At 76.3% G+C, this 26,979-nt stretch carries 22 protein-coding genes and 1 pseudogene; 15 read left to right on the top strand and 8 right to left on the bottom strand.

Annotation, left to right across the window (positions count from 1 at the left end):
* Nucleotides 1-147 precede the first annotated feature (147 nt).
* Nucleotides 148-423: pseudogene (locus IE225_RS33975) on the bottom strand (NAD-dependent epimerase/dehydratase family protein); the annotation flags it as partial.
* 316 nt (nt 424-739) lie between these two features.
* Between IE225_RS33975 and IE225_RS10845 the strand changes: the two are divergent.
* Nucleotides 740-3,127, top strand: coding sequence for a phosphoketolase family protein (locus IE225_RS10845; protein WP_190057209.1), 2,388 nt, complete (start codon nt 740-742; stop codon nt 3,125-3,127).
* A gap of 118 nt (nt 3,128-3,245) precedes the next feature.
* On the opposite strand, the gene IE225_RS10840 is transcribed toward IE225_RS10845, so the two are convergent.
* A complete protein-coding gene (locus IE225_RS10840; protein ID WP_190057208.1) occupies nt 3,246-4,322 on the bottom strand; it encodes an NAD(+)/NADH kinase in 1,077 nt (358 codons plus the stop codon).
* A gap of 451 nt (nt 4,323-4,773) precedes the next feature.
* Between IE225_RS10840 and IE225_RS10835 the strand changes: the two genes are divergently transcribed.
* Together IE225_RS10835 and IE225_RS10830 are read left to right on the top strand one after the other, a co-directional pair.
* Nucleotides 4,774-6,336: an SDR family oxidoreductase gene (locus tag IE225_RS10835; RefSeq protein WP_190057207.1), complete on the top strand. Its 1,563-nt coding sequence runs from the start codon at nt 4,774-4,776 to the stop codon at nt 6,334-6,336.
* 90 nt (nt 6,337-6,426) lie between these two features.
* Complete coding sequence (locus tag IE225_RS10830; protein WP_190057206.1) at nt 6,427-7,803, top strand: cryptochrome/photolyase family protein; 1,377 nt, start codon at nt 6,427-6,429, stop codon at nt 7,801-7,803.
* 161 nt (nt 7,804-7,964) lie between these two features.
* On the opposite strand, the gene IE225_RS10825 is transcribed toward IE225_RS10830, so the two are convergent.
* Nucleotides 7,965-9,041 (bottom strand): MerR family transcriptional regulator, encoded by a 1,077-nt coding sequence (locus tag IE225_RS10825; RefSeq protein ID WP_190057205.1) that lies wholly within the window; start codon nt 9,039-9,041, stop codon nt 7,965-7,967.
* A gap of 967 nt (nt 9,042-10,008) precedes the next feature.
* Nucleotides 10,009-10,614: an RNA polymerase sigma factor gene (locus IE225_RS10820; protein WP_373303162.1), complete on the bottom strand. Its 606-nt coding sequence runs from the start codon at nt 10,612-10,614 to the stop codon at nt 10,009-10,011.
* Nucleotides 10,615-10,822: 208 nt separating this feature from the next.
* On the opposite strand from IE225_RS10820, the gene IE225_RS10815 reads away from it, so the two are divergent.
* The 4 genes from IE225_RS10815 to IE225_RS10800 all read left to right on the top strand — a co-directional run bounded on the left by IE225_RS10815 (nt 10,823) and on the right by IE225_RS10800 (nt 14,778).
* Nucleotides 10,823-12,259, top strand: a complete 1,437-nt coding sequence (locus IE225_RS10815) for an amidase (RefSeq protein WP_190057204.1) — start codon at nt 10,823-10,825, stop codon at nt 12,257-12,259.
* Between the two features lie 9 nt (nt 12,260-12,268).
* The gene (locus IE225_RS10810) at nt 12,269-12,487 is read left to right on the top strand and encodes an NfeD C-terminal domain-containing protein (protein WP_190057203.1); all 219 of its coding nucleotides are present in this window, start codon (nt 12,269-12,271) and stop codon (nt 12,485-12,487) included.
* 235 nt (nt 12,488-12,722) lie between these two features.
* Nucleotides 12,723-14,234: a flotillin family protein gene (locus tag IE225_RS10805; RefSeq protein WP_190057202.1), complete on the top strand. Its 1,512-nt coding sequence runs from the start codon at nt 12,723-12,725 to the stop codon at nt 14,232-14,234.
* Nucleotides 14,235-14,322: 88 nt separating this feature from the next.
* Complete coding sequence (locus tag IE225_RS10800; protein WP_190057201.1) at nt 14,323-14,778, top strand: type II toxin-antitoxin system PemK/MazF family toxin; 456 nt, start codon at nt 14,323-14,325, stop codon at nt 14,776-14,778.
* Nucleotides 14,779-14,926: 148 nt separating this feature from the next.
* Here the strand turns inward: IE225_RS10800 and IE225_RS10795 are convergent, their stop codons facing one another.
* Nucleotides 14,927-15,388: an SHOCT domain-containing protein gene (locus tag IE225_RS10795; RefSeq protein WP_190057200.1), complete on the bottom strand. Its 462-nt coding sequence runs from the start codon at nt 15,386-15,388 to the stop codon at nt 14,927-14,929.
* 580 nt (nt 15,389-15,968) lie between these two features.
* Here IE225_RS10795 and egtA point away from each other — a divergent pair.
* From egtA to IE225_RS10770, 5 genes are all read left to right on the top strand, one after another.
* The gene (egtA, locus tag IE225_RS10790; RefSeq protein WP_190057199.1) at nt 15,969-17,270 is read left to right on the top strand and encodes an ergothioneine biosynthesis glutamate--cysteine ligase EgtA; all 1,302 of its coding nucleotides are present in this window, start codon (nt 15,969-15,971) and stop codon (nt 17,268-17,270) included.
* A complete protein-coding gene (gene egtB / locus IE225_RS10785; protein ID WP_190057198.1) occupies nt 17,267-18,586 on the top strand; it encodes an ergothioneine biosynthesis protein EgtB in 1,320 nt (439 codons plus the stop codon). The genes egtA and egtB overlap by 4 nt, the downstream gene beginning before the upstream one ends.
* Nucleotides 18,586-19,389: an ergothioneine biosynthesis protein EgtC gene (gene egtC, locus IE225_RS10780; protein WP_190057197.1), complete on the top strand. Its 804-nt coding sequence runs from the start codon at nt 18,586-18,588 to the stop codon at nt 19,387-19,389. Before egtB ends, egtC begins: the two co-directional genes overlap by 1 nt.
* Complete coding sequence (gene egtD / locus IE225_RS10775) at nt 19,386-20,360, top strand: L-histidine N(alpha)-methyltransferase (RefSeq protein WP_190057196.1); 975 nt, start codon at nt 19,386-19,388, stop codon at nt 20,358-20,360. Before egtC ends, egtD begins: the two co-directional genes overlap by 4 nt.
* Before the next feature lie 210 nt (nt 20,361-20,570).
* Complete coding sequence (locus IE225_RS10770; RefSeq protein WP_190057195.1) at nt 20,571-20,822, top strand: dodecin; 252 nt, start codon at nt 20,571-20,573, stop codon at nt 20,820-20,822.
* A gap of 82 nt (nt 20,823-20,904) precedes the next feature.
* Here the strand turns inward: IE225_RS10770 and IE225_RS10765 are convergent, their stop codons facing one another.
* Nucleotides 20,905-21,396, bottom strand: coding sequence for a phosphatase domain-containing protein (locus tag IE225_RS10765; RefSeq protein ID WP_190057194.1), 492 nt, complete (start codon nt 21,394-21,396; stop codon nt 20,905-20,907).
* A gap of 482 nt (nt 21,397-21,878) precedes the next feature.
* Here IE225_RS10765 and IE225_RS10760 point away from each other — a divergent pair, with 482 nt between their 5' ends.
* The 3 genes from IE225_RS10760 to IE225_RS10750 are packed head-to-tail and all read left to right on the top strand — an operon-like array spanning nt 21,879 to nt 24,962.
* Nucleotides 21,879-22,313, top strand: coding sequence for a DUF485 domain-containing protein (locus IE225_RS10760; protein WP_190057193.1), 435 nt, complete (start codon nt 21,879-21,881; stop codon nt 22,311-22,313).
* On the top strand, nt 22,307-23,905 hold the full coding sequence (locus IE225_RS10755) for a solute symporter family protein (RefSeq protein ID WP_190057192.1): 1,599 nt from the start codon (nt 22,307-22,309) through the stop codon (nt 23,903-23,905). The genes IE225_RS10760 and IE225_RS10755 overlap by 7 nt, the downstream gene beginning before the upstream one ends.
* A gap of 58 nt (nt 23,906-23,963) precedes the next feature.
* The gene (locus IE225_RS10750; RefSeq protein WP_190057191.1) at nt 23,964-24,962 is read left to right on the top strand and encodes an LLM class flavin-dependent oxidoreductase; all 999 of its coding nucleotides are present in this window, start codon (nt 23,964-23,966) and stop codon (nt 24,960-24,962) included.
* Here IE225_RS10750 and IE225_RS10745 read toward each other — a convergent pair.
* Both IE225_RS10745 and IE225_RS10740 read right to left on the bottom strand, forming a co-directional pair.
* Entirely contained in the window at nt 24,952-25,995 is a 1,044-nt protein-coding gene (locus IE225_RS10745) for a lysophospholipid acyltransferase family protein (RefSeq protein ID WP_190057190.1), read from the bottom strand. The two genes, IE225_RS10750 and IE225_RS10745, sit on opposite strands and share 11 nt — an antisense overlap.
* On the bottom strand, nt 25,992-26,768 hold the full coding sequence (locus IE225_RS10740) for a GNAT family N-acetyltransferase (RefSeq protein WP_190057189.1): 777 nt from the start codon (nt 26,766-26,768) through the stop codon (nt 25,992-25,994). The genes IE225_RS10745 and IE225_RS10740 overlap by 4 nt, the downstream gene beginning before the upstream one ends.
* Between the last annotated feature and the right edge of the window lie 211 nt (nt 26,769-26,979).

The following is a 26,979-nucleotide window of genomic DNA, read 5'->3' as shown; positions in this document are numbered from 1 at the left end:
ACCTCGCCCGTCCCCGCCCGGCCCGGGTTCGTTCCCGCCCGTCCCTGCCGTCCCCCATTCACCCCTGCCCCGCCCCCGGTCCGCCGCGTCGGCTCCGCGGGCCTCACACGCGCAGCGCCGCCGCCGCGCACTCCGCCATGCCGTCGCGTTGTGGTACCGCAGCGCCGCCACCCGGCCTCCGGTCGCCCGCGCCCACGCGGCGGCGAGATGCTCCTGGGCGAGCTTGGTGGCCGCGTACACGGTGCGCGGGTCGGTCGGCGTGTCCTCGTCGACCGGGCCGGGGACGACGGGACCGCCGGGGACGACCGGAGCGGCGGAGCGGCGGAGCGGCCGACGACAACCGGGGCAGCCAGGGCACTGGCGACCGGAACGGTGAGGCGGCCAGAGACGGCGAGGCGGCCGGGGACGGCCGGGCGCGCGGCAACCGGGGCACCGGGGACCTTCGGGCCCGAGCCGGGACGGGCGGCCCCTGCCCCGGTGCCGTGCCCGCCGCGATGCTTGTGGTGCTCCTCGTACGGGTCGTGCGAGTCGTACGGGTCGTACGGGACCGGACCGGATCACCCGGCCGGCCGCATCCGCCGACGGTCGGGCATCAGTGCCGCCGACGCCGGTACTCGCCCGGTGCACGGCCCTTCCGCACCCGCACGCACGACTCGCACGCACCCCCCGTACGCACACCCGCACGCACACCCCGTACGCACCGCGCAGTCACCCGACACGACGACCCACGGAGTCCTCCATGCCCCAGGCGGAACACCGCGACCGCACCACCGTCCTGACCGACGAAGAGGTACGCGTCCTGGACGCCCACTGGCGGGCCGCCACCTACCTGGCGGCCGGGCAGATCTACCTGCTGGCCAACCCGCTGCTGACCGAGCCGCTCAGGCCGGAGCACATCAAGCCGCGGCTGCTGGGCCACTGGGGCACCTCCCCGGGACTGAACCTCGTGTACACCCACCTCAACCGGGTGATCAGGGCGCGCGGAATCGACGCGCTGTGCATCTGGGGCCCGGGCCACGGCGGGCCGTCGGTGCTGGCCAACTCCTGGCTGGAGGGCAGCTACAGCGAGACGTACCCGGACGTGACGCGTGACGCGGCGGGCATGGAGCGGCTGTTCCGGCAGTTCTCCTTCCCCGGCGGGGTGCCCAGCCACGTCGCGCCCGAGGTGCCCGGCTCCCTTCACGAGGGCGGTGAGCTGGGCTACTCCCTCGCGCACGCCTACGGCGCCGCCCTGGACAACCCGGAGCTGCTGGTGGCCTGCGTGATCGGCGACGGCGAGGCGGAGACCGGTCCGCTGGCCGCGTCCTGGCACGGCAACAAGTTCCTCGACCCGGTGCACGACGGCGCGGTCCTGCCGATCCTCCACCTCAACGGCTACAAGATCGCCAACCCGACGGTGCTGTCCCGCCTGCCCGAGGACGAACTCGACACGCTGCTGCGGGGCTACGGCCACGAGCCGCTGCACGTCACCGGCGACGACCCGGCGCAGGTGCACCGCGCGATGGCCGCGGCCCTCGACGAGGCGCTGGACCGCATCGCCGCCGCGCAGCACGCGGCCCGCGCCGAGGGTGTGACGGAGCGGGTGCACTGGCCGGTGATCGTGCTGCGCACCCCGAAGGGCTGGACGGGGCCGGCAGAGGTCGACGGCGTCCCGGTCGAGGGCACCTGGCGCGCCCACCAGGTGCCGCTGGCCGGGGTCCGCGACAACCCCGCGCACCTGCGGCAGCTGGAGGAGTGGCTGCGGTCGTACCGTCCGCAGGAACTCTTCGACGCCGACGGCCGGCCGGGTCCCGAGGTCCTGGCCTGCGTCCCGCAGGGGGCGCGGCGGCTGGGCGCCACCCCGCACGCCAACGGCGGGCTGCGCACCCGCGAGCTGCCGATCCCGCCGCTGGAGGACTTCGCCGTATCCGTCGACAAGCCGGGCACCACCCTGCACGAGCCGACGCGGATCCTCGGCGGCCTGCTGGAGAGGATCATGGCGGACACGGCGGACCGGCGGGACTTCCGCCTGGTCGGCCCGGACGAGACGGCCTCCAACCGGCTGCAGGACGTCTACGGCGCCACCGGCAAGGCCTGGCAGGAGACCACCCTCGACGTCGACGAGAACCTGGACCGGCACGGCCGGGTGATGGAGATCCTCTCCGAGCACGTCTGCCAGGGCTGGCTGGAGGGCTACCTGCTGACCGGGCGGCACGGGCTGTTCTCCTGCTACGAGGCGTTCGTGCACATCGTGGACTCGATGGTCAACCAGCACATCAAGTGGCTGAAGACCTCGCGGCGGCTGCCGTGGCGGGCCCCGATCCCGTCCCTGAACTACCTGCTCACCTCGCACGTGTGGCGGCAGGACCACAACGGCTTCTCCCACCAGGACCCCGGCTTCGTCGACCACGTGCTGAACAAGAGCCCGGAGGCCGTCCGCGTCTATCTGCCGCCGGACGCCAACACGCTGCTGGCGGTCGCCGACCACGTGCTGCGCAGCCGGGACTACGTCAACGTGGTCGTCGCCGGCAAGCAGCCCTGCTTCGACTGGCTGACCGTGGACCAGGCCCGCGTCCACTGCGCCCGCGGCGCCGGCGTGTGGGAGTGGGCCGGCACCGAGGACGGCACCCGCGAACCGGACGTGGTGCTGGCCTGCGCCGGCGACGTGCCCACCCTGGAGGTGCTGGCCGCCGCCCAGTTGCTGCGTCGCCACCTGCCCGAGCTGGCGGTGCGGGTGGTCAACGTCGTCGACATCGCCCGGCTGATGCCGAGCGGGGAACACCCGCACGGGATGAGCGACTTCGAGTACGACGGCCTGTTCACCGCCGACAAGCCGGTGATCTTCGCCTACCACGGCTACCCGTGGCTCATCCACCGCCTCGCCTACCGCCGCACCGGCCACCGGAACCTGCACGTGCGCGGCTACAAGGAGGCCGGGACCACGACCACGCCGTTCGACATGGTGGTCAGCAACGACCTCGACCGCTACCGCCTGGTCATGGACGTCGTCGACCGCGTCCCCGGTCTCGCGGTGCGCGCCGCGGGCGTGCGCCAGCGGATGGCCGACACCCGCACCCGCCACCACGCCTGGATCCGCGAGCACGGCGTCGACCTGCCCGAGGTTGCGGAGTGGAGCTGGGAGGGCTGACCTCCCATAGGAGTATCCGCGGTCCGTCCCGCCGTCCGCCGGGCGCGCCCCTCGCCCCGCCACCGGGGCCGGGTACGCCCCTCGCCCCGTCACCGGGCCGGGCGCGCCGCCCGTGCCGTCACCGGCCGGGCGCGTCGCCCGGCGGCGGCAGGGCGGGCAGTGCCAGGTGGGCGAGGTCGTCCGGGCGCGGGGTGGTCACCGGCCACAGCGGCGGCGGGGTGCCGTCGGCGACGGCCGCCGGGGCGTCGGTGAGGTTCATGCGCTCGCGCAGGCGGCCGTAGAAGTCCGTCGGACCCAGCCGGACGGCGCGCAGCCGGTGGGGCGCCGGGTAGACGCCGATCCAGTCGCCGGGGTCGAGGACGCCGCGCACCTGCCCGTCGACGCTGACCGCGGCCGGGCCGGAGCGTTCGAGCACCCTCAGGGCGACGGGCTCGTCGGGGGCGGCCACCACCGACCGGTCGAACGTCATGTGCGGGGCGACCGGCGTGAAGACCAGCGCCTCGGCGCGCGGGGAGACCACCGGGCCGCCGGCGGCGAAGCTGTAGGCGGTGGAGCCGGTCGGCGTGGCCACCAGCAGGGCGTCGGCGGAGTACGACGCCAGGAGCCGGCCGGCGACGTAGACGGCGGCCGACACCTGCCGGTCCCGCGCCAGCTTCTCCACGACGACGTCGTTGAGCGCCCTGACGTCCAGCGGCACGCCCCAGTCGTCGCAGGTCGGGCAGTCGGTGCGGACCTTCGGCGGCGGCAGCAGCGGCCCGCGGCCGTAGGCCATGAGCGCCGCCATGTCCGCGGGCACCCGGAGCCGGCGCGAGGCACGCACGGTGAGCAGCATGCGCCGCTCGACGGTGAGCCGGTCCTCCCGCACGGCGTCCAGTGCCCGGTGCACCGCGGCGAGCGGGACCTCGGTCAGGAAGCCCACCCGCCCGACGTCGACGCCGAGGACCAGGGCGTCGTTCTCCGCGGCCAGCCGGGCTCCGCGCAGGAAGGTGCCGTCGCCGCCCAGCGTGACGACCAGGTCGGGGTCGCCCGCGGCCTCGATCTCCTCCCGGGCGCCGCGGCGCCCGCCGTCCGCCCACACGTCGATGTCCGCGCACGGCACGGCGTGCTCGGCGCACCAGGCGCGCACCGTCCGGGCCGCCTCCGCCGCCCTGGCCCGTCCGCCGTGCACGACCAGGCCGATCCGACTCACCGCCATGTCCGCCTCCGGCGACTCACGCAGGGACGGCGGCGACCGCGGCCCGCGGACCCCGGTGCCGCCGTACGGCCCCGCCGCACGGGGCCGTCCGCGTCGGGTGCCCGGTTTCTTGCTCCTCCCTCCTGCTTCCTCCCTTCCTCTCTCCTGCCGCCTCCCTCCTGCCGCCTCCTTCCCGGCTTCCTTCCGGTCCCGTCCCGGTTTCCTCCGGCCTCCTCGCCGGACCGGCTCTCACCGGCCCGCCGGGCGCGGAGCCCCAGCGGGCGCAGAACGGAGGGTGGCCCTCTCGCCGACGGCCCGCCGCCCGGCCGCCGGGCCCGCGGGCACGGGCTCCCGGATGGACCCGGTCGGCGCATCCGCGGCGGGGCCGGGGCGGGAAGGGTGCTTCAGGACGGGAAGTGTGCTTCAGGAACGGTGAGCGAACAGTGCGGAACGGCGGCGGAGGGCCCGGGCGATGCGTGAGGACGACACGACGGACGGGCTGCACTGCCTGGTGACCGGTGCCACCGGGTACATCGGTGGCCGGCTGGTTCCCGAGCTGCTGGAGGCCGGGCACCGCGTGCGCTGCCTGGCGCGGTCGCCGGGGCGGCTGCGCGACCACCCCTGGGCGGGCCGCGTGGAGACGGTGCGCGGCGACGTCACGGACCCCGGGTCCGTCGCCGCGGCGATGCGGGGCGTCGACGTCGCCTACTACCTGGTGCACGCCCTCGGCACCGGCCGCGCCTTCGAGGAGACCGACCGGCGCGCCGCCCGGATCTTCGGCGAGGCGGCCCGCGCGGCCGGCGTGCGCCGCATCGTCTACCTGGGCGGGCTGACCCCGGCGGGCGTGTCGGAGACGGAGCTCTCGCCGCACCTGCGTTCGCGCGCCGAGGTGGGCCGGATCCTGCTCGCGTCGGGCGTGCCCACCGCCGTGCTGCGGGCCGCCGTCGTGCTCGGCTCCGGCTCGGCCTCCTTCGAGATGCTGCGCCACCTCACCGAGCGCCTGCCCGTCATGGTCGCCCCGAGCTGGGTGCGCACCCGTGTCCAGCCGATCGCCGTCCGGGACGTGCTGCGCTACCTGGCCGGCTGCGCCCGGCTGCCGCGGGAGGTGCACCGCACCTTCGACATCGGCGGCCCGGACGTGCTGACGTACCACGACATGATGCTGCGCTACGCGGCCGTGGCCGGCCTGCCGCGCCGCGTCATCCTGCCCGTGCCGGTGCTCACGCCGAACCTGTCCAGCCACTGGATCGGCCTGGTCACGCCGGTGCCGGCGGGCATCGCCCGGCCGCTGACGGAGTCGCTGCGGCACGAGGTGGTCTGCCACGAGCACGACATCGCCCGGTACGTGCCCGACCCGCCCGGGCACCCGATCGGCTTCGACGAGGCGGTGCGGCTGGCGCTGCGGCGGGTGCGCGAGGCGGAGGTGGCCACCCGCTGGTCGTCGGCGTCGGTGCCCGGCGCGCCCAGCGACCCGCTGCCCACCGACCCCCGCTGGGCCGGCGGCACCCTCTACACCGACTTCCGCGAACGGGACGTCGACGCCTCCCCGCGGGCGCTGTGGCGGGTCGTGGAGGGCATCGGCGGGGAGAACGGCTGGTACTCCTTCCCGCTGGCCTGGGCGGTCCGCGGCTGGCTGGACCGTCTCATCGGCGGGGTCGGGCTGCGCCGCGGGCGGCGGGACGCGCAGCGGCTGCGGGTGGGCGACTCGCTGGACTTCTGGCGGGTGGAGGAGATCGAGCCGGGCCGCCTGCTGCGGCTGCGCGCGGAGATGCGGCTGCCGGGCCTGGCCTGGCTGGAGATGCGCGTCGAGCCGCGGCCCGGCGGCCGCGCCCGCTACCGGCAGCGGGCGCTGTTCCATCCGCACGGGCTGCTGGGCCACGCCTACTGGTGGGGCGTCTCGCCCTTCCACGCCGTGGTGTTCGGCGGGATGGCCCGCAACATCGCCCGGGCCGCCGCCCGTACGGCGGACGCCCCCGCACCGGCCGTACGGGGCACCGGTCCGCCGCCGGGCCGCGGACCCGCCGTACACCCCTGACCGGCCCGCCGTACGCCCCTGACCGATCCGCCATATGTCCCCGGCCCGCCGTACGTCCCCGACCGATCCTCCGGCCACGGAGTCCGCGCCATGTCCGTCTCCCTCGTGTTGTTCACCGCCGACCTGCGCCTCACCGACCACCCGCCGCTGCGCGCGGCCCTGGACGGCGGCCGGGACGTGGTGCCGCTGTTCGTGCGCGACCCCGCCGTGGACGCGGCCGGGTTCGCCGCGCCGAACCGGCTGGCGTTCCTCGCCGACTGCCTGCACGCCCTCGACGCCGGCCTGCGCGGGCGCGGGGGGCGGCTCGTGCTGCGCTCCGGCGACGTCGTCGAGCAGGTGTGCGGGGTCGCCGCCGAGACCGACGCCGACGAGGTGCACCTGGCGGCCGACGTCAGCGGCTACGCCCACCGGCGCGAGCGGCGGCTGCGCCGTGCCCTGGAGGCGGAGGGCCGCCGGCTGCACGTCCACGACACCGTCACCACGGTGCGGCCGCCCGGCGCGGTGACCCCGGCCTCCTCCGACCACTTCGCCGTCTTCACCCCGTACTTCCGCCGGTGGTCCCAGGCCCCGCTGCGCGACGTCCTGGCCGCGCCCCGCGCCGTGCGGGTGCCGGACGGCGTCGGCTCCGAGGAACTGCCGGACCGCGGCCGCGTCGCGGGCGTGTCGCCGGGCCTGGCCCGGGGCGGGGAGGCGGAGGGCAGGCGGCGGCTCGCGGCCTGGCTGCGCGGCGGTCTCGACTCCTACGCCGACGACCACGACGACCTGGGCATCGACGCCACCTCCCGCCTCTCCCCCCACCTGCACTTCGGCACCCTCTCCCCCGTCGAGCTGGTGCACCGGGCCCGCGGGGCCGGCGGCGCGGGCGCGGAGGCGTTCGTACGGCAGCTCGCCTGGCGCGACTTCCACCGGCAACTGCTGGCGGTCCGGCCGCACGTCGCCGGTGCCGACTACCGCCCCCGGTACGACCGCTGGCGCTCCGGCGCGGCGGCCCGGGCCGACCTCGCGGCGTGGCAGGAGGGCCGCACCGGCTATCCGGTCATCGACGCGGCCATGCGCCAGCTGCGCCACGAGGGCTGGATGCACAACCGGGGCCGCCTGCTCGCGGCGAGCTTCCTCACCAAGACCCTGTACATCGACTGGCGCGCCGGCGCCCGGCACTTCCTCGGCCTCCTCGTCGACGGGGACCTCGCCAGCAACCAGCTCAACTGGCAGTGGGTGGCCGGCACCGGCACCGACACCCGGCCCAACCGGGTCCTCAACCCCGTCCGGCAGGGCCGCAGGTACGACCCGGACGGCACGTACGTGCGCCGCTGGGTGCCCGAACTCGCCCGTGTGCCGGGCCCGTCGGTGCACGAGCCGTGGACCTTGCGGGGCTCCGACCGTGCCGCGGCCGACGGCTACCCGGAGCCGATCGTGGACCTGGAGGAAGGACTGGCCCGGTTCCGGCGGGCGCGGACCGGGGGGTGAAAGGCCCCGGGTTCCGGAGTCGGCAGCCGGGTGTCCAGCGGACCGGGTTCCGAGGTCCAGCGGACCGGGGTCCGAAGTCCAGCGGACCGGCGCCCGGGGGCCGGGGGCCGGCAGCCCGTGGCCCGGCGCGCGGCGCCCGGCCGTGCCCGGTGCCGCTCCGTTCAGTGTCCGGCGGACGCCCCACCGCCCCCGTACACCCCGCCCAGCAGGTCCACCGCCTCCCGCAGCACCGCCGGCCGTGCCATGCCCGGCAGCACGCGGCCGCCCCAGCCGGGGCCGCCGAGGACGACGAGGGGTGCGCGGCGGGCGCCGCGCACGCCCCAGCGGCGGTCGGCCAGGTGCCGGGCCAGGGGCAGGCTGGCGGTGGAGCGGGTCTGGGCCCACAGGACGACGACGGCGGGGCCGAGGCGGTCGACCGCCGAGAGCAGGGCCTCGGCGGGGACGGCGGCGCCGAGCATGCGGGCGGGCAGACCCTGTTCGCCCAGGGCCGCGTTGAGCGCCTCCAGCGCCAGGACGTGCTGCTCGCCGGGCACACAGGCCAGCAGGACCGGACCCACCGAGCCGGTGCCGGACACCACCGGGTCCGGGGTGCGGCGGCGCAGGGCCGTGGAGACGTGCCAGGACAGCAGGTGCTCGACCTCGACGTACCGGTCGCCGGACGACGCCCACCTGCGTCCCACCGCGTGCAGGGCCGGCACCATCACCTCCTGCCAGGCCACCGCCAACCCGTGCCGCTCGACGGCCCCGTCCAGCAGGCCGGCCACGGCCGGGGCGTCCAGGCGTACGGCGGCGCGAGCCAGGCCGCGGCACTCCTGGCGCACGTCGCCCGGCGGCAGCGGGCCGGCGGCGCGGGAGGGGAGGGCGGCCGCGGCCCTCGGCACCGGGGGCGGAGACGGGGGCGGGGGCGCGCCGCCGGACCTCGCCGCGCGGGCCGCCTCCGCCGGGGGGACGCCGGAGGCGGTGAGCCGGCACATCGACTCCAGCACGGCCACGTCCTCGGGCGTCCACCTGCGGTGGCGGCCGCCGGTGCGCAGCCGGGGCCCGATGCCGTACCGGCGGTCCCAGGAACGCAGCGTGGTGGGCGACACGCCGAGCCGGCGGGCCAGCGCGCCGGTGGTCAGGGCGATCCCGGCGGTGGTCTCCCGCGCGGCCCGCTCCTCGCCGGCCGGTTCTCCGGCCGATTCACCGACTGGTTCGCCGACCGGCTCGTCCACCGGCTCTTCGACCGGTTCGCTCATGCGGCGACTATACGGTCCCGGCCCGCGATCCGACGCACCACCGATGCGTGTTGAAGTCCCCTTCCGCCCCGGGCAGGGTGGGCGGTTCCGCCCCGGGAGGGAGTCGGCGCTCTTCCGGGGCGGGTGGCCTGCCAGGGCGGGCGGTCCGCCGGGACGGAGCCCGGCGAGCGGGCGGCGCGGCGGAGGTGTTCGCCGCCGGCGGTGAGACGGGCCGGGACCTGGCGGCGGTGGACTGGGCGGCGACGCCTTCGCCGGCCTGCCGGCCCCGGGGGGGAGCTGCACCGTTCCCGTCATCCACCGCGACGGCCACCGGCTGTGGGTCAGCGCCGCCTTCGGCCACGTCCGGGACCCCGGCACCGGGCGCCGGATGATCGTGGGCACCTTCCGCGACGTCACCGACGAGCACCACGCCGGCCGGCGCGAGAGCGCCCTGGCCGCGCTCGGCATGCGCCTGACGGAGGCCGCCGGCCTGGAGGAGGCGCCGGCGGGCGCCCTGGCGGAGCTGAAGGAGCTGTGGCGGGCCCGGCGCGTGCTCGCCGTCGTCTTCACCGGCGAGCAGCCACGGCTGACCGGCACCGACTGCGGCCTCTCCTGGGACGCGCTGCCCGCCGGGCAGCGCGCCGCCCTGACCGAGCAGCGCGGGCGGCCACCGCTCACGCCCACGGCTGACCGCTCCGGCGCGGGCATCACCCTCGACCATCCGGACGGGCCCCTGGTGCTGTGGCCGGCCCTGGGCGAGCGGCGCTCGTTCACCGGGCACGACCGGCTGCTGAGCACGGATCCGCCCGCATCGTTGCCGCATCGTTTTCCGCGCACGGCCGTAACCGTCGGGGCGTACGGCTGCGCACCGCCGAGGCGTACGGCCGCGCATCGTCGGGGCGTACGGTCACGCACCGTCGGGACGCACAGCCGCGCACCGTCGAGGTGTACAGCCGCGCGCCATGGGGCCGTGCCCGGCCGCGCGCCGCTAGTCCTCCGGCCAGGTGCCCAGGTTCTCCCGCAGCCGGTGCAGTCCGCGGCGGGCGTGGCTCTTGACGGTGCCGAGGGGCCATCCGGTGCGTTCGGCGATCTGGGTCTGGGACAGGTCGTCGTAGTAGGCCAGGCGCAGCACCGTCTGCTGGGCAGGCGGCAGTTTGACCAGTTCCCGGCGGACGAGGAGGCGGTCGAGGACCGCCTCGGGGCAGGCTGCCGGGTCGCAGGGCCGGACGGCCGCCGCGGCTCCGGCCGCGGCGGTCAGCTCGGCCCGGCGGGTCCGGCCGGCCAGCGCGTCGGCGATCTTGCGGCGGGTGATGCCCACGAGCCAGCCGGCGAGCGGTCCGCGCTGCGGGCGGTAGCCGTGCCGGCCGTACCAGGCGGCCACGAACACCTGCTGGGTGACGTCCTCCGCGTCGCGCGCGTCGCCCAGGGACCGCCACGCCAGCGCCCGCACCAGCGGGGCCCAGGCGCGGTAGGCGGCGGCCAGCCCCGCCTCGTCCCCCCGCGCGAACGCCGCGGCGAGCCGCTCCTCCCGGGCGGAGGGCGCCTCGTCGGCGTACGCCTCCGCCGCGGCGTCGACCATGCCGCACGCGTTCATGCCGGCTCCTCGGGACGGGATCTCGCTTCCCTCTCAGCGTCGGCGGCCGACCGCACGGCGGACAACTTGCATCGAACGTGCGTCATATCCGCGGCGTCCGTGGACGCGCCCGCCTGCCGCCGTGCCGCTTCCCCGGGAACCCCGCGGACGTTACCGTTCGGTAGACACCGCGTTCGCGGTGCCGCCGACCCGCCGGGAGGTGTTCCGCATGGCGTACGAGCCCGCCGCCGGCCTCGCCGCCTCGGCGCGTGCCCTGGCCGCCGGGGAGGTGACCGCGCGGGCCCTGACCGAGGCGGCCCTGGCGCGGATCGCGGCGACGCAGAAGTCCGTGAACGCGTTCCGGATCGTACGGGCCGAGGCGGCGCTCGCGGAGGCCGACGCGGCCGACCGGCAACTGGCCACCGGAGTGCGCCGTCCGCTGCTCGGGGTGCCGGTGGCGGTGAAGGACGACATGGACATGGCGGGCGAGCCGACCGCGTTCGGCTGCCGGGGGGAGTTCCCGGCGGCCGCGGCGGACTGCGAGGCGGTGCGGCGGCTGCGCGCGGCCGGCGCGGTGATCGTCGGCAAGACCAACACCTGCGAGTTCGGGCAGTGGCCGTTCACCGAGGGCCCGGCGTTCGGCGCCACCCGCAACCCCTGGAACCCGGAGCACACGCCCGGCGGCTCCTCCGGCGGTTCGGCCGCCGCGGTGGCCGCGGGCGTCGTGCCGGCGGCGCTCGGCTCGGACGGCGCCGGGTCGGTGCGCATCCCCGCCGCCTGGACCCACCTGGTCGGCGTCAAGCCGCAGCGGGGCCGGATCTCCACCTGGCCGCGCGGCGAGTCGTTCCACGGCATCACCGTCAACGGCACCCTGGCCCGGACGGTGGAGGACGCGGCCCTGCTGCTGGACGCGGCGAGCGGCAACCATCCCCTCGACCCGCACCGGCCGGCGCCCGTCCGCGCCGTGGAGGCGACCCGCCGCGACCCCGGCCGGCTGCGCGTCGCCCTGTCGCTGCGGCCGCCCTTCACGGCCGTACCCGCCCGCCTCACGCCCGAGGTGCGCGGCCCGGTCCTGCAACTCGCCCAGCGGATCGCCGCGTTGGGGCACACCGTGGAGGAGGACGACCCGCCCTACGGCCTGATCGGCCTCACCTTCGTGCCCCGCGCCACCGCCGGGATCGCCGAGCGGGTCCGCGAGGTGGCCGAGCCGGCGCTGCTCGACCGGCGCACGCACGGCGCGGCCCGGCTGGGCCGGCTGCTGGGCGGACCCCCGCTGCGGGCCGCCCGCCGCGCCGAGGGGGTGCTGCGGCGGCGCGTCGGCGCGTTCTTCACGTCGTACGACGTGGTCCTCGCGCCCACCACGGCCGCTCCCCCGCCACGCATCGGTGTCCTGGACGGCCTCGGCGGGCTGGCCACCGACCGCGCCGTCATCGCCGCCTGCCCCTACGCCTGGCCGTGGAACGTCCTCGGCTGGCCCGGCGTCAACGTCCCCGCCGGGTTCACCCCCGACGGCCTGCCGGTCGGCGCCCAGCTCCTCGGCCCCGCCGGCAGCGAGCCGCTGCTGCTCTCCCTCGCCGCCCAGGTGGAGGCGGAGCTGCGCTGGCCCGAACGGTGGCCGCCGCGGTACGCGCCGGCGAGCGGCGGGCCGCCCGCCCGGCACACGTAGGCTGGGCGCATGGGCGACGCGTCGATGGTCGGGCTGCTGGGGCGGGTCACGGGGACGGTCGGACCGGGACTGGTCGGTGAGGTGATCGTCCAGGTCCGGGGCGGGGCGGAGCACTTCCTGGCCTACCCGGCCGCCGGCGGGGAGCGCATCGAGCCGGGCACGGTGGTGACGGTCGTGGAGTACCTGCCGCCGCGCACGGTGTACGTGTCGGCGGTCTACGGCAGTTGAGGCGGCTTCTCCGCTCTCTTCACGCTCTCTTCACGCTCTCTTCCGCGCTCTCTTCGCGCTCTCCGCCTTCTTCGTCCTCCCCCTGTTCGGTCTCGCGGGCGGGGCGGCTTCGTCGCGGATCGGCACCGTTCGTGCCAAGAGTGCGACAAAGATCCGCGGAACGCTGTACCGGGGGCGCGGGCAGGAGCACACTCCCCTCGTTCGGTGCCGAAAGGGCACCAGGCAGAGGGGGACTGTGCCGATGGTCGTCGGCGTCGTGGCGGGGGCGGCGGTCGCCGCCGTCCTCGTTCTGATCGGTCTGTTCAAGCTCATGTGGCGGGTCGCCGAGCCCAACGAGGCGCTCGTCATCTCCGGTTCCAAGCACCGCACCGAGGGCCTGGAGGAGGGCATGGGGTTCCGCATCGTCACCGGGCGCGGCACGCTGGTGCTGCCCGGCGTGCAGGCGGTGCGCCGGCTCTCGCTCGACCTGAACGAGACCGAACTGCGCGTGGACTGCGTCACCCACCAGGGCATTCCGCTGAAGGTGCGGGGCGTGGTCATCTTCAAGGTGGGCGACGACTACGTGTCGATCGCCAACGCCGCCCGCCGCTTCCTCGACCAGCAGAAGCTGATGGCGGAGCGGGTGCACAACGTCTTCGCCGGCCATCTGCGGTCCATCGTGGGCGGGTTGACGGTCGAGGACATGATCCGCGACCGGGAGAAGCTCACCGGGCAGACCCGGGCCGCCTGCGGCACCGAGATGGAGAAGCTCGGGCTGATCGTGGACTCCCTGCAGATCCACGAGATCGAGGACCCCACGGGTTACATCGCCAACCTGGCCATGCCGCACGCGGCGGCCGTGCAGCGCGACGCGCGCATCGCGCAGGCCGAGGCCAACCGGCTCGCCACCGAGGCCGAGCAGCAGGCGGCCGCCCGGATGGCCGAAGCCACCCGGGACAGCGAGATCCTGCAGGCCGGCTACCAGGCCGAGCGGGACAAGGCCGCCGCCAAGGCCCGGCAGGCGGGGCCGCTCGCCGACGCCGCGGCCCGGCAGGAGGTCGTCGTGCAGGAGACGCGGGTCGCCGAACTCGAGGCGCACCGGCGCGAGCAGCAGCTCCAGGCCGACGTGCGCAAGCCCGCCGACGCCCGGGCCTACGAGAAGCGCACGCTGGCCGAGGCCGAGCGCGACGCGCGGATCTCCGCGGCGCAGGCCAAGGCGCGGGAGACGGAGCTCGCGGCCGCCGCCGAGGCGACCCGGGTGAAGACGGCCGCGGCCGCCGAGGCCGAGGCGACCACGTCCCGCGGTGCCGCCACCGCGCAGGCCACGCGCGCCACCGGCGAGGCCGAGGCGGCGGCCGCGCAGGCCCGGGGCCTGGCGGAGGCCGAGGCCGCCCGGGCCCGGGGGCTCGCCGAGGCGGAGGCCATCAAGGCCCGCGCCGCCGCCCTCGCCGAGAACCAGGAGGCGGTCGTCGCCCAGCAACTCGCCGAGAACTGGCCGGAGATCGTCCGGGCGGGCGCGTCCGCGTTCGGCAGCGTCGATCACATGGTGCTGCTCAACGGCGCCGACGGCATGGCGGAGACGTTCACCAAGGCGCTCGCCATGGGCGGTACCGGTCTCGGTCTCGCCCGGCAGCTGCTCGCGCAGCTGAACGGCAACGACAACGGCAAAGGCGACGGCAACGGGCAGGCCCCGAACGGCACTTCACCGCACAGCGGTGCGGCCGCGCCCGCCGCGCAGCAGGTGGCGGTCGACCCGGACCGGAGCTGACGGCCGCCGTACGGCACGCCGGGCGTGCGGCCGGCCGACCGCACGCCCGGCGGCACCGCGTCCGGACGCAGGCTCTAAGGTGCCTGACGTGACAGCCTCCACCGAGATCACCGACGACAACGTCCCCGGCCGCCGCGGCCCCTTCGCGACCACCGAGGCCGACCCGCGCGAGGTCGGCCGGGTGCGTACCGAGTACGCGCCCGCCCACGACGGCGACCCCGACCCCGGGGAGATCGTGTGGACCTGGGTGCCGTACGAGGAGAACGACGGCCGCGGCAAGGACCGCCCGGTCCTGGTCGTCGCCCGCGAGGCCGCCGGCACCCTGCTCGCCGTCCAGCTCTCCAGCAAGCGGCACGACGGCGACCGCGACTGGGTCCCCATCGGCAGCGGCCCCTGGGACCGCACCGGGCGCGCCTCCTGGGTCGCGGTGGACCGTGTGCTGCGGGTGCACGAGAACGGCATGCGGCGCGAGGCCTGTGCGCTGGACCGCATGCGGTTCAACCTGGTCGTGCACCGGCTGCGGGAGCGCTACGGCTGGAGCTGACGCGCGGGTGCCGGCCCCCGGCCGCTCACCCGGGCGGGGGGCCGGCACACAGGCGCGCGGTGCGCCGGCGCGCACCGGGTGCGGCGGTCGTCCACTCCTTCCCGTTCCGGGCCGCGGGCTCCTTCCCGTTCCGGGCCATGGGTGGGGGTCAGTGGTCCTGGGCGGTGGTGGCGCCGGGCCGGGCCGGCGGTCCGCAGCCGGTGAGGACCAGTTCCTTCGCGCGCTGGAACTCCTCGTCCGAGATGTCGCCGCGGGCGCGGATCTCCGACAGCCTGGCGAGTTCATCGGCGCCGCTGGGCCGCCCGGTGCCCGCCGTCTCGCGGACGTAGCTGTCGAAGGCCTGCTGCTGCGCGCGGGCCTGGGCGATCTCGCGGCGGCCCATGTCCCTGCCCCGGGCGATGACGTAGACGAGCACGCCGAGGAAGGGCAGCAGGATGACGAACACCAGCCAGCCGGCCTTGCCCCAGCCGCTCAAGGTGTCGTCACGGAAGATGTCCATGACGATCCGGAAGAGCAGGACGAACCACATGATCCACAGGAAGAACACCAGCATGGTCCAGAACGCGCTCAGCAGCGGATAGTCGTACGCGAGGTACGTCGCGGTGCTCATGTCAGCCTCCCTGCCGGGCGCTCCGCCCGGCTGCCGTTCGGTGCTGTTCTCAGCGTGCGCACGGCAGGCCCGGGACGGCCTCACCCGGTGCGGGTGACCGTGCCGGGCGCCGGCGGCCGCTCCGGCAGCCGCCGCACCTCCCCCCACCCGCGGTCCCGCCCCACCCCGGGGAGGCGATCCGGGGCCTCCCCCGTCCCGGAGTGCCGCCCCGGAGTGCCGCCCCGGAGCGCCGGGCGCCGTCCGGGTGACCGCGGGTTCACCGTCCCGCCCTCCCGGCGACCCGCCCCGCCCTCCCGGCGACCCGCCGGCGGGCCGCGCCGCCCCCGCGGCGTGCCCGGTCCGCACCTCCTCCCCCGCGCCCCGTGATGCCGGTGACCGCCGTATGAGCGATGCTGGTCGCACGGTGCGAGGCGGTTCTCCCGGCCGGCGCACACCGCGCGAGGCGGACCTCACGAGCCCCGAACGCGCCGGTGTGCACCCTTGTGCACAGCGGCACGAGGGGTTTGGGTGGGACGGGTGACGCCGGGCCGCGCTTGCGCCGCGGTCCGGTGACATGCCGGCACCACAGGAGGATTCCGACATGTCCGATTCGATGGGTGGCTGTACGGAGCTCCGCGCGGCCGTCACCGAACCCGAGGTCGAGGCGCTGGTCCGGGGCATCTGTTTCAAGACGGGCCCGCCGCGCACCCTCGGTGTCGAACTGGAATGGCTCGTCCACGAGCTGCGCGCGCCGCAGCTCCCCGTCGCCCCGCGACGCCTGGAGGCGGTCTACGCCGCCCTGCGGACCGTACCGCTGAAATCGGCGCTCACCGTCGAACCCGGCGGGCAGCTGGAGCTCAGCTCGCCGCCCGCCGCCTCCCTGACGGAGTGCGTCGGCACGGTCTCCGCCGATCTCGCCGCCGTCCGCGCCGTCCTGCGCGAGGACGGCCTGGTCCTGGCCGGCATCGGCCACGATCCCTGGCAGCCGCCCCGCCGGTTCCTGCGCCGGCCGCGCTACGACGCCATGGAGAGCTGCCTGGACCGCACCGGGCCGGCCGGCCGCGCCATGATGTGCACCTCGGCCTCCGTGCAGGTGTGCCTGGACGCCGGGTACGAGGAGCCGGGGCCGCTCGGGCACGGGCGGCGCTGGTGGCTGGCCCACCTGCTGGGCGCGGTCCTGGTGGCCGCGTTCGCCAACTCCCCCATGGCGGAGGGGAGACCCACCGGCTGGCGCTCCACGCGGCAGTTGCGCTGGACGCAGATCGGCGCGGGCCGCGCGGGCGGGCCGACGCTGGACGCCGATCCGCGCGACGCCTGGGCCCGGCACGTGCTGGACGCGCCGGTGATGTGCGTCCGGCGGGAGCACGGGCCGTGGCACGTGCCGGACGGCATGACTTTCCGGGAGTGGACCCGGACGCGCTCGCCCCGGCCACCGACCAGGGACGACCTGGACTACCACCTGACGACCCTGTTCCCGCCGGTCCGGCCGCGCGGCCACCTGGAGCTGCGGATGATCGACGCGCAGCCCGGCGAGGACGGGTGGATCGTGCCGCTCGCGGTGACGGCGGCCCTCTTCGACGATCCGGAGGCCGCCGAGACCGCCTACCGGGCGGTGAAGCCCCTGGCCGAGCGCACGCGGGCGCTGCCCGCCCCGCACAACCCGCTGTGGCTCGACGCGGCCCGCCGGGGCCTGGCCGATCCCGAGCTGCACGAGGTCGCCGTCGCCTGCTTCACCGCGGCCCTCGCGGCGCTGCCCCGGCTCGGCGCCACCACCCAGGTGACCGACCTGGTCGCCGCCCACCTGGAGCGCTCCGTGCGCCCGGGGCGCTGCCCCGCCGACGACCTGCTGGAGCGGCTGTGCGGCCCCGGCCGCCGCCCGCACGGGAAGGAGCTTCGCCCATGACCGGCCCGACGACGGACCCCGAGACGTTGCGCGGGCGGGCGCTGGACGCGCTCACCGCCGCCCGCGACCGCACCACCCTGCTGACCACCTGTGTCGACGAGCCCGACCTGACCGCCCAGCACTCCCCGCTGATGTCCCCGCTGGTGTGGGACCTCGCCCACATCGGCAACCAGGAGGAGCAGTGGCTGCTGCGCGCGGTCGGCGGGCAGGAGGCGCTGCGGCCCGAGATCGACAGCCTCTACGACGCCTTCGAGCACCCGCGGGCCGAGCGGCCCGCACTGCCGCTGCTGCCGCCCCGCCAGGCCCGCGCGTACGCCGCCGAGGTGCGCGCCCGGGTCCTGGACGTGCTGGAGGGCACCGCGCTGCACGGCACCCGGCTGACCGAAGCGGGCTTCGCCTTCGGGATGATCGCGCAGCACGAGCAGCAGCACGACGAGACCATGCTGATCACCCATCAGCTCCGCAGGGGGCCGCAGGCCCTCATCGCCCCCGACCCCGGGCCGGCGCCGCTGTTCACCGGCCCGCGCGAAGTCCTCGTGCCCGGCGGCGCGTTCACCATGGGCACCAGCGAGGAGCCGTGGGCGCTGGACAACGAGCGCCCCGCGCACCGGCGCCACGTGCCGCCGTTCCTCATCGACACCACGCCGGTGACCAACGCCGAGTACCAGGCGTTCATCGACGACGGCGGCTACGACGAGCCGCGCTGGTGGGCGCCGGAGGGCTGGGCGCACATCCGCCGCCACGCGATCCGCGCGCCGCTGTTCTGGCGCCGCGACGGCGGGCAGTGGCTGCGGCGGCGCTTCGGCGTCACCGAGGCCGTCCCGCCCGACGAGCCGGTGCTGCACGTGTGCTGGTACGAGGCCGACGCCTACGCCCGCTGGGCCGGGCGCCGGCTGCCCACCGAGGCCGAGTGGGAGAAGGCGGCCCGCTTCGACCCGGCCACCGGCCGCTCGACGCGCTACCCGTGGGGCGACGCCGACCCGGCGCCCGAGCACGCCAACCTCGGCCAGCGCCACCTGCGCCCGGCCCCCGCCGGCAGCTACCCGGCGGGCGAGTCGCCGCTGGGCGTACGGCAGTTGATCGGTGACGTGTGGGAGTGGACGGCGAGCGACTTCCTGCCCTACCCCGGGTTCCGGGCGTTCCCCTACCGGGAGTACTCGGAGGTGTTCTTCGGCCCCGAGTACAAGGTGCTGCGCGGTGGTTCGTTCGCCGTGGACCCGGTGGCCTGCCGGGGCACGTTCCGCAACTGGGACTATCCGGTCCGGCGGCAGATCTTCTCCGGTTTCCGCACCGCGCGCTCCGCGGAGGACGCCTGATGTGCCGTCATGTCGCCTACGTGGGCGAGCAGGAGACGCTCGGCCGGTTCCTCGTCGAGCCCCCGCACGCGCTGTACCGCCAGTCGTGGGCGCCCCGCCGCCAGCGGTACGGCACGGTCAACGCCGACGGGTTCGGGGTGGGCTGGTACGCCGAGGGCGACCCGGTGCCGGCCCGTTACCGCCGGGCCGGGCCGATCTGGGCCGACCAGTCCTTCGCCGACCTCGCCCGGGTGGTGCGCACCCGGGCGCTGCTCGCCGCCGTGCGGGACGCGACGCTGGCGGGCGCGGACGCGGAGGCCGCGGCGGCGCCGTACGCCTCCGGGGGCCGGCTGTTCAGCCACAACGGCGCCGTGCGCGGCTGGCCGGGCTCGCTGGCCCCGCTGGTGCGCACGCTGCCGCCCGAGGACGTGCTGTCGCTGGAGGCCCGCAACGACTCGGCGTTCGTGTGGGCGCTGGTGCTGGCCCGGCTGCGCGCCGGCGACGAGCCCGGGCAGGCGCTGGCCGACACCGTGCTGGAGGTCGCCGCCGCGGCGCCCGGGTCGCGGCTGAACCTGCTGCTCACCGACGGCGGGACGATCACCGCGACCGCGTGGGGCGACACGCTGTGGTACCGCGCCGAGCCCGGCCGCGGCACGGTCGTGGCCTCCGAACCGTACGACGACGACCCGCACTGGCGTGAGGTCCCCGACCGCACGCTGCTCGCGGCGAGCCGCACCGACGTGCTGCTCACGCCGCTGAAGGACCCGGACGGCGATCCGGCCGAAGCACCCGCCCCCGCACCGCCGAAGGAGCCGAGCACGTGAGCCAGTCCCCCCGCGGCTTCCGCCTGACCCGCACCCTGCCCGCCGACGCCCGCGGCGCCGCGCTGCGCGCCGACGTCCGCCACGGCCTGACCGCCACCCCGAAGACGCTGCCGCCGAAGTGGTTCTACGACGCCCGGGGCAGCGAGCTGTTCGAGCGGATCACCGAGCTGCCCGAGTACTACCCGACGCGCGCCGAGCGGGAGATCCTCCTCGCCCGCGCCGACGGGATCGCCGCGGCCGCCGGCGCCCGCACCCTGATCGAACTGGGCTCCGGGTCGTCCGAGAAGACACGGCACCTGATCGACGCGCTCACCGGCCTGGACACCTACGTCCCGGTCGACGTCAGCGAAAGCGCGCTCCTGCAGGCGGGGCGGGCGCTCGCCGCCGAGCGGCCGGGCCTGGCCGTGCACGCGCTGGTCGCCGACTTCACCGGCCGTCTGGAGCTGCCGCGGACGCCGGGCCCGCGGCTGCTGGCGTTCCTCGGCGGCACGATCGGCAACCTGCTGCCGGACGAGCGCGCCGCGTTCCTGGCCCGGCTGCGCGCCCTGCTCTCCCCCGGCGACGCGCTGCTGCTCGGCACCGACCTGGTCAAGGACGAGCGGGTGCTGGTGCGGGCGTACGACGACGCGGCCGGGGTGACGGCCGCGTTCGACAAGAACGTGCTCGCGGTGATCAACCGGGAGCTGGGCGCCGACTTCGACCCGGACGCCTTCGACCACGTGGCCCGCTGGGACGCCGAGCGGGAGTGGATCGAGATGCGGTTGCGCTCCCGGCGCGCGCAGACGGTGAAGATCCGCGCCCTGGACCTCGCCGTGGACTTCGCGGCGGGCGAGGAGCTGCGCACCGAGGTGTCCGCGAAGTTCCGCCGGGAGGGCGTGCGGGCGGAGCTGGCCGCGGCCGGGCTGGAGCTGCGGCACTGGTGGACGGACGCGGAGGGGAGGTTCGCGCTGTCGCTGAGCACGGTGGGCTGAGCACGACGGGCTGAGCGCAGTGGGCTGAGCGCGACGGGCCGAGCCCGTCGTGCCGGCGCGACGGGCCGAACCGGGGCCCGGCGGGGCGGTCCGTGCCGGGGCCGGGAGCGCGGGCCCGGGACGCGTCCGCCTCGCACGCCGCGGCGGGATGCGGCACGGTGGAGTCACGCGTGACGTGACACAGCGGTCCCCGCGGAGAGGAGCACCCGCATGTCCGAGCACACCTACCGGGTCACCGAGATCGTCGGCAGCTCGCCCGAGGGCGTCGACGCGGCCGTCCGCAACGCCGTCGACCGCGCCTCGCGGACCCTGCGCCACCTGGACTGGTTCGAGGTGACGCAGATCAGGGGCGCGATCGCGGACGGACGGATCGCGCACTGGCAGGTCGGCCTGAAGGTGGGCTTCCGGATCGAGGACGTCGAGGACGCCCAGGCCACCGGGGGCACCGGGGGCACGGAGTGACCCGGACACTCCCGCACGGCGTCGGGAGGGACGCCCGGGTGCGCCCCTTCCGACGCGCCCGGGAACGTTCCTCCTGACGCGCTCAGGTGCGCCCCTCCTTCTCCTGCGCCGCCCGCAGCGACGCCGACGGCGCGGCCCAGCGGGCCCGTACCACGGGGAAGCCGGCCCGCTCGGCGTCCGCGCACACCAGCTCGCCGTCGTCCACCAGGACGCGGATCTCCCGGCGGCCGGCCGGCCGGCGCAGGACCTCCAGTTTGGTGCGCCGGGCGGGCCTGCGGTCGTCGTCGCGCCGCATGTGCACCCGGCCCTCGGGCAGGCCGTGGGCGGCGAGCCGGTCGAGCGTGGCGCGGCGGCAGCGCTCGGGCCGCCCGGTGAGGTAGACGATCTCGCACTCCCGTGCCCACCGGTGGAGCAGCGCGACGCCCCGTGCGAGCGGCGGGTCCTGCGGGGCGGCCGCGAAGAAGGCGTCCCAGTCCTTCGGCCGGCGCTCCAGGAACCGCTGCCGGTGCGCGGTGTCGGCGAGGGTGTGGTCCAGGTCGAACACGGCGAGCGGACGCGGGCTGCTGTCGGTCACCCGGCCACCCTGGACAACCTCCGCCCTCGCGGAGACACGACCGCCCGCGGCGACGGCTTCGGCAACCGGAACTTCCCCAACCTCATCGCTACATCAACACACAGGTTTCAAAAGGTGGTTGGGACATCTCCCCGGTGCACGGCACCGGCCCGGCCCCGCCCACCGGGCCCGCCGGGCCACGGACGAATGCGGACGTGCGGGACGTACCCCGGACGGGCGGGAAAGGTGTCCGTCACAACGGTTGATCCCGCGGAGAGCCCGCTGCCATACTCCGCTTCCGGCTCCGTCGCCACCCGGCGGGGCCGCAGGGCCGTCCACCCGAACCCGGGAACGTCCCGCACGGTCCGAACAGCGCGCATTCGGATGCTCCCCCCACCCGACCGAACGGCCCGCGCCGCACTGCGTGCCGGTCCGTCTCCGCCTGCCCGGAGCCGGCCCGGGGCTCCGGTGCGCCGTGCGGCAGCAGCGAAGAAGGTACGCCCGTGTCCGACTTCCCACCACGGCCCGACCTGGCCGCCCCGTACGCCGCGCCCGCGCCGCCGCCTCAACACCCCTCCGAGGAGCCGGAGTTCCACGCCCTGCGCCGCGCCCAGTACCGGTTCGGGTTCCGGGCGACGGTGCTGTCCGTGAGCAGCTTCCTGCTGTACGTGCTGCTGTCGGGTTTCGCGCCCGTGGTGATGAACCTGACCCTGGCCGGCCGCATGACGCTCGGACTCGCCCTCGGGCTGGCGCAGTTCGCGGTGATGGGCGTGACCGCGTGGCGCTACGTGCGGCACATGCGCACCCGGGTCGACCCCGCCGCCCGCGCACTCGCGCGCGGACGGCACACCCCGGCTGCGTCTCCCGGCGCGGGCGTGCCGCCGCGCGCGACCGGACCGGCCCCGGCCCGCGCTCCGGAGGGGGGCCGCACGTGGTGACGCTGTCCGCCGGTGTCGTCGACGCCGCCAGTCTGCGGCTGACGTTCGTCCTGTTCCTGTCGGTGGTCGTGATCACGCTGTTCACGGCCCTGCTGACCGCGCCCCAGCGCGACGAGATCGGCGAGTTCTACCTCGGCAACCGCTCCATGTCGCCGCTGCGCAACGGCCTGGCCATGTGCGGCGACTACGTGTCCGCCGCGACCCTGCTGGGCAGCACCGGGCTGGTCGCCCTGACCGGCTACGACGGGCTGATGTACCTGGTGGGCACCACCGTCGCCTGGATGGCGGTGCTGCTGCTGATCGCCGAACCCCTGCACCGCGCGGGCCGGTTCACCCTCGGTGACACGGTGGCGCTGCGCATGCCCCGGCAGCAGCGGCCGGTGCGGCTGGCGCTGGCCCTGTGCACCGTCGTCATCGCCGTCCTGTACCTGGTGGCCCAGCTCGTCGGCAGCGTCGCCCTGCTGACCCAGTTCACCGGCGAGCCCGGCGCCACCACCCGCACGCTGTGCGTGGTCGTCATCGGCACCATCGTCATCATGTACGCCTCCCTGGGCGGCATGCCGGGTGCCACCGTCATCCAGGTCATCAAGGCCGTGATGCTCGTCGTGGGCGTCACGGTCACCGCGGCCCTGGTGCTGCACCGCTACGGCTGGAACCCGAACGCCCTGCTCACCGCGGCCGCCGACCACAGCGGGGAGAGCACCCGGTTCCTGCAGCCCGGACTGCGCTACGGCGGCAGCGCCGCCAGCAAGCTGGACTTCTTCAGCCTCCAGCTGGCCATCGTGCTCGGCCTGGCGGCGCTCCCCCACGTCCTGATGCGGCTGCTCGCCCCGCGCAGCGTCGGCGTGCTGCGCTCGTCCGTGGTGTGGGCCGTCGGCCTGGTGGGCCTGATCTGCCTGGGCGCCGGCGTCCTCGGCCTGGGCGCGACCGCCGTCGTCGGCCGGGACACCATCGCCGGCACGGACCGCACCGGCAACGCCTCCGTCCTGCTGCTCGCCCACTCCCTGGGCGGCGGCCTGCTCACCGCCCTGCTGTCCTGCCTGGCCTTCGTCACCCTGCTCGCGGTCGCGGCCGGTCTCACCCTGGCGGCGGCGTCCTCCCTCGCCCACGACGTGTACGGCGAGCTCCGCCGGGGCCGGGTGAGCCAGGCCGAGGAGCTGACGGTGGCCCGGCTGGCCGCCGTCGTCATCGGTGTCCTGGGCATGCTGCTCGCCCTGGTCTCCTGGGGCGCCAACACCGCGACGCTGGCCTTCCTCGCCTTCGCCATCGCCGCGTCCGCGATTCTGCCGACGCTCGTGTACACCCTGTTCTGGCGCCGCTTCTCCGCGCGGGGCGCGCTGCTGAGCCTGGGCGGCGGCCTGCTCTGCTCCGTCCTGCTCGTGGTGTTCTCGCCCGTGGTGTCCTCCCGGCCGGACTCCTTCTACCCGCACGCCGACTTCGCCTGGTTCCCGCTGCAGAACCCCGGCCTGGTCTCCATCCCGGTGGGCTTCCTGCTGGGCTGGCTCGGCACGGTGCTGAACCCGCCGGAGCAGCAGGACCGCGCGGCGTACCAGGACTTCGAGGTGCGGATGCTGGTCGGCGCCGAGGAGTGAGCCGGGCGTCCGGGGAGGCGGCGGGAATCCTGCCGCCTCCCCGGCGTTGGAACCCGGTGTGAGTTCGCTGATCGCCTCGACACGTTTCTCCGTCCTGGACCGCTCCCGCATCCGCGAGGGCCACACCGCCGCGGAGGCGCTGCGCGACACCGTGCGGCTGGCACGCGAGGTGGAGGCGCTGGGCTACCACCGGTTCTGGGTCGCCGAGCACCACGGCGTGCCCGGGGTCGCCGGGTCCGCGCCGACCGTGCTGGCCGCCGCCGTCGCCGCGGCCACCCGCACCCTGCGGGTGGGCACCGGCGGGGTGATGCTGCCCAACCACCGGCCCCTGGTCGTCGCCGAGCAGTTCGGGGTGCTGGAGGCGCTGTACCCGGGCCGGATCGACATGGGCCTGGGCCGCTCGGTCGGCTTCACCGACGGGGTGCGCAGGGCGCTCGGCCACGACAAGGAGGACGCCGAGGACTTCGCCGCCCAGCTCCAGGAGCTGCTCGGCTGGTTCCGCGGCACCTCCCCGACCGGGGTGCACGCACGGCCCGCGGAGGGGATGCGGGTGCCGCCGTTCGTGCTGGCCATGGGCGAGGGCGCGGTGATCGCCGCCCGGGCCGGCCTGCCCCTGGTCATCGGGGACCTGCGGGACCGTGAGCGGATGCTGCGCGGCATCGACCGCTACCGCGCGCGGTTCCGCCCCTCCGACTGGGCGCGGGAGCCGTACGTGGTGATCTCCGGTACGGTCGCGGTCGCCGCCACCGCACAGCAGGCGCGCCGGCTGCTCGTCCCGGAGGCCTGGTCCATGGCCCACGCCCGCACCCGCGGCACCTTCCCGCCGCTGCCGCCGGCCGAGCGGGTGGCGGCCCTGCGGATGGGCGAAAAGGAGCGCGGCTTCTACGAGGCCGGGCTGCGCGGCCACATCGCCGGCACCGAGGAGCAGGTCGCCGACGAGCTGGAGACGGTGCTGAAGGAGACCGGCGCGCAGGAGGTGCTGGTCACCACCAGCACCTACGACCGGGCGGCGCTGCTGGACTCCTATCGCGGGCTCGCGCGGATCTTCACGCGGTAGGGCCCGCGGCCCCGCCCCGCGCACGGTCCCGCGGCACCGCCGCCGAAGTCCGGCGGCGGTGCGCCGCCGGCCGGGCGGCGGCCGGCTCGCGCGGAGCGACACCCGGCTCGTACGGGGTGGCACCCGGCTCGCGCGGAACGGCGACCGGCTCGCGCGGGGTGGCGACCGGCTCGCGCGGGGTGGCGGCCGGCGGTGCCGCGGCGGCCGCGGGGGTGTCGCGGTGCCGCGCGACCAGGGCGGCGTGCGCCCAGTCCGGTTCGCCGGTGCGGCCCGGCTGGGCGGCGCGGGCCAGCAGGCGGCGGTCGGGGCGGCTGCCGGGCGGGAGGACCGGCAGCACCTCGACCTCGGCGACCAGGCCGCGCGCGCAGGCCACCCGCCACACCGAGGCGAGGAAGGTGTCCTCGCCGACGAACGCCGGGGCCGTGGCGGGCGTGCCGTCGGCCAGCCGGTAGCGGATGCGCACCGGCTGCACGGCGGCGCCCGCGTCCAGGGCGGCCTGGAACACGGCCCGCCGGAACGGTCCCTGGGCACGGCCGCACCAGGTGCTGCCCTCGGGGAAGGCCGCGACGGCCGCGCCGGCGCGCAGCGCGTCCGCGATGCGGGCGACGGTCCCGGGCAGCGTGCGCAGCCGGTCCCGGTGCAGGAACAGGGTGCCGGCGCGGGCGGCGAGCCGGCCGGCGACGGGCCAGTCGCGGATCTCGGACTTGGCGAGCATGCGGGCGGGCCGGACGGCGGCGAGCAGCGGGACGTCCAGCCAGGAGATGTGGTTGGCGACCAGGAGCAGCCCGCCGGTGGACGCGGCGGCCCCGCTGACGCGGACCCGGACGCCCACGGCCCGCACCAGCGCCCGGCACCACCGCCGCACCGCCCCGGCGGGGATCCTCCCGCCGAGCGGTGCCAGCGCGATCCCCGCCAGCAGCACCAGGGCCACCGCGGTCAGGCGCAGCACGGCGCGCGGCACGGCCAGGGCGGACCTGGCCGGTGCCACGCAGGTGCCGGGGGTGCAGGGCGCGTTCGGCAGCCATCCGCTCATCGGGCCGCCGGCGCCAGGGAGAGGAAGTGCCGCAGGTAGCGGGGGTTGACCCGGCTCATCGGCAGCAGCACGTACAGGTCGGCGACCTGGAAGTCCGGGTCGTGGGCGGGCTCGCCGCACACCCAGGCGCCCAGGCGCAGGTAGCCGCGCAGCAGGGCGGGCGGTTCGGCGCCGGCGGCCGGGGGCGCGGACGCCGGGTCCCAGGGCAGCAGCGGCCGCACCCGGTACTCCCGCGGCGCCAGGTGCCGGGTCCGTACGCGCTCCCAGGCGGCGGCGGCCAGGGCGCCGCCGTCGGCGAGCGGGACGGAGCAGCAGCCGGCCAGCCACGCGTGGCCGCGGTCGGTCATGTAGCGGGCGATGCCCGCCCAGATGAGGCCGATGACCGTGCCGTCGCGGTGGTCGGGGTGGACGCAGGAGCGGCCGGCCTCGACCAGGTCCGGACGGATGTCCTCCAGCGCGCTCAGGTCGAACTCGCCCTGCGCGTACAGCCGTCCGGCGATCGCGGCCCGCTCGGGCGGCAGCAGCCGGTAGGTGCCGACGACCTGCCCGGTGAGCGTGTCGCGCACCAGGAGGTGGTCGCAGTACGCGTCGAAGGCGTCGGTGTCGTACCCGGGCTGCGGTGTAGGCAGCAGCGCGCCCATCTCCCCGGCGAAGACCTCGTGCCGCAGGCGCTGCGCGGCCCGTACGTCCTCCTCGTCACGGGCGAGGGCGACGGTGTAGCGGGTGGGGGTGGCCGGCTGCGGTGGCCGGTCGAGCGTGGTGACGCCGGTCATGGCTCATCTCCTGGTCGCGGGCCGGGTGCGGCGGGTGCCGGGCGGGCCGCGGTGCGCGACTCCGCCTCCCTTGTTGTCCCGGCGGCGGCTGACCTGTGCGTGACCGGCGCTGAGCAGGCTGGTGTGGGCTTGTTGAATGTGCGGGGTGCCTGGCGGGACCGGTGTCACGAGCACCACGACCGGTCCCGCCCGTCCGCACCCTGCCGGCGAA

Source organism: Streptomyces echinoruber (assembly GCF_014651135.1).
Classification (GTDB): domain Bacteria; phylum Actinomycetota; class Actinomycetes; order Streptomycetales; family Streptomycetaceae; genus Streptomyces; species Streptomyces echinoruber.
The sequence above is the reverse complement of the archived record's forward strand: the minus strand, read 5'-3'. Positions and strand labels throughout refer to the sequence as shown.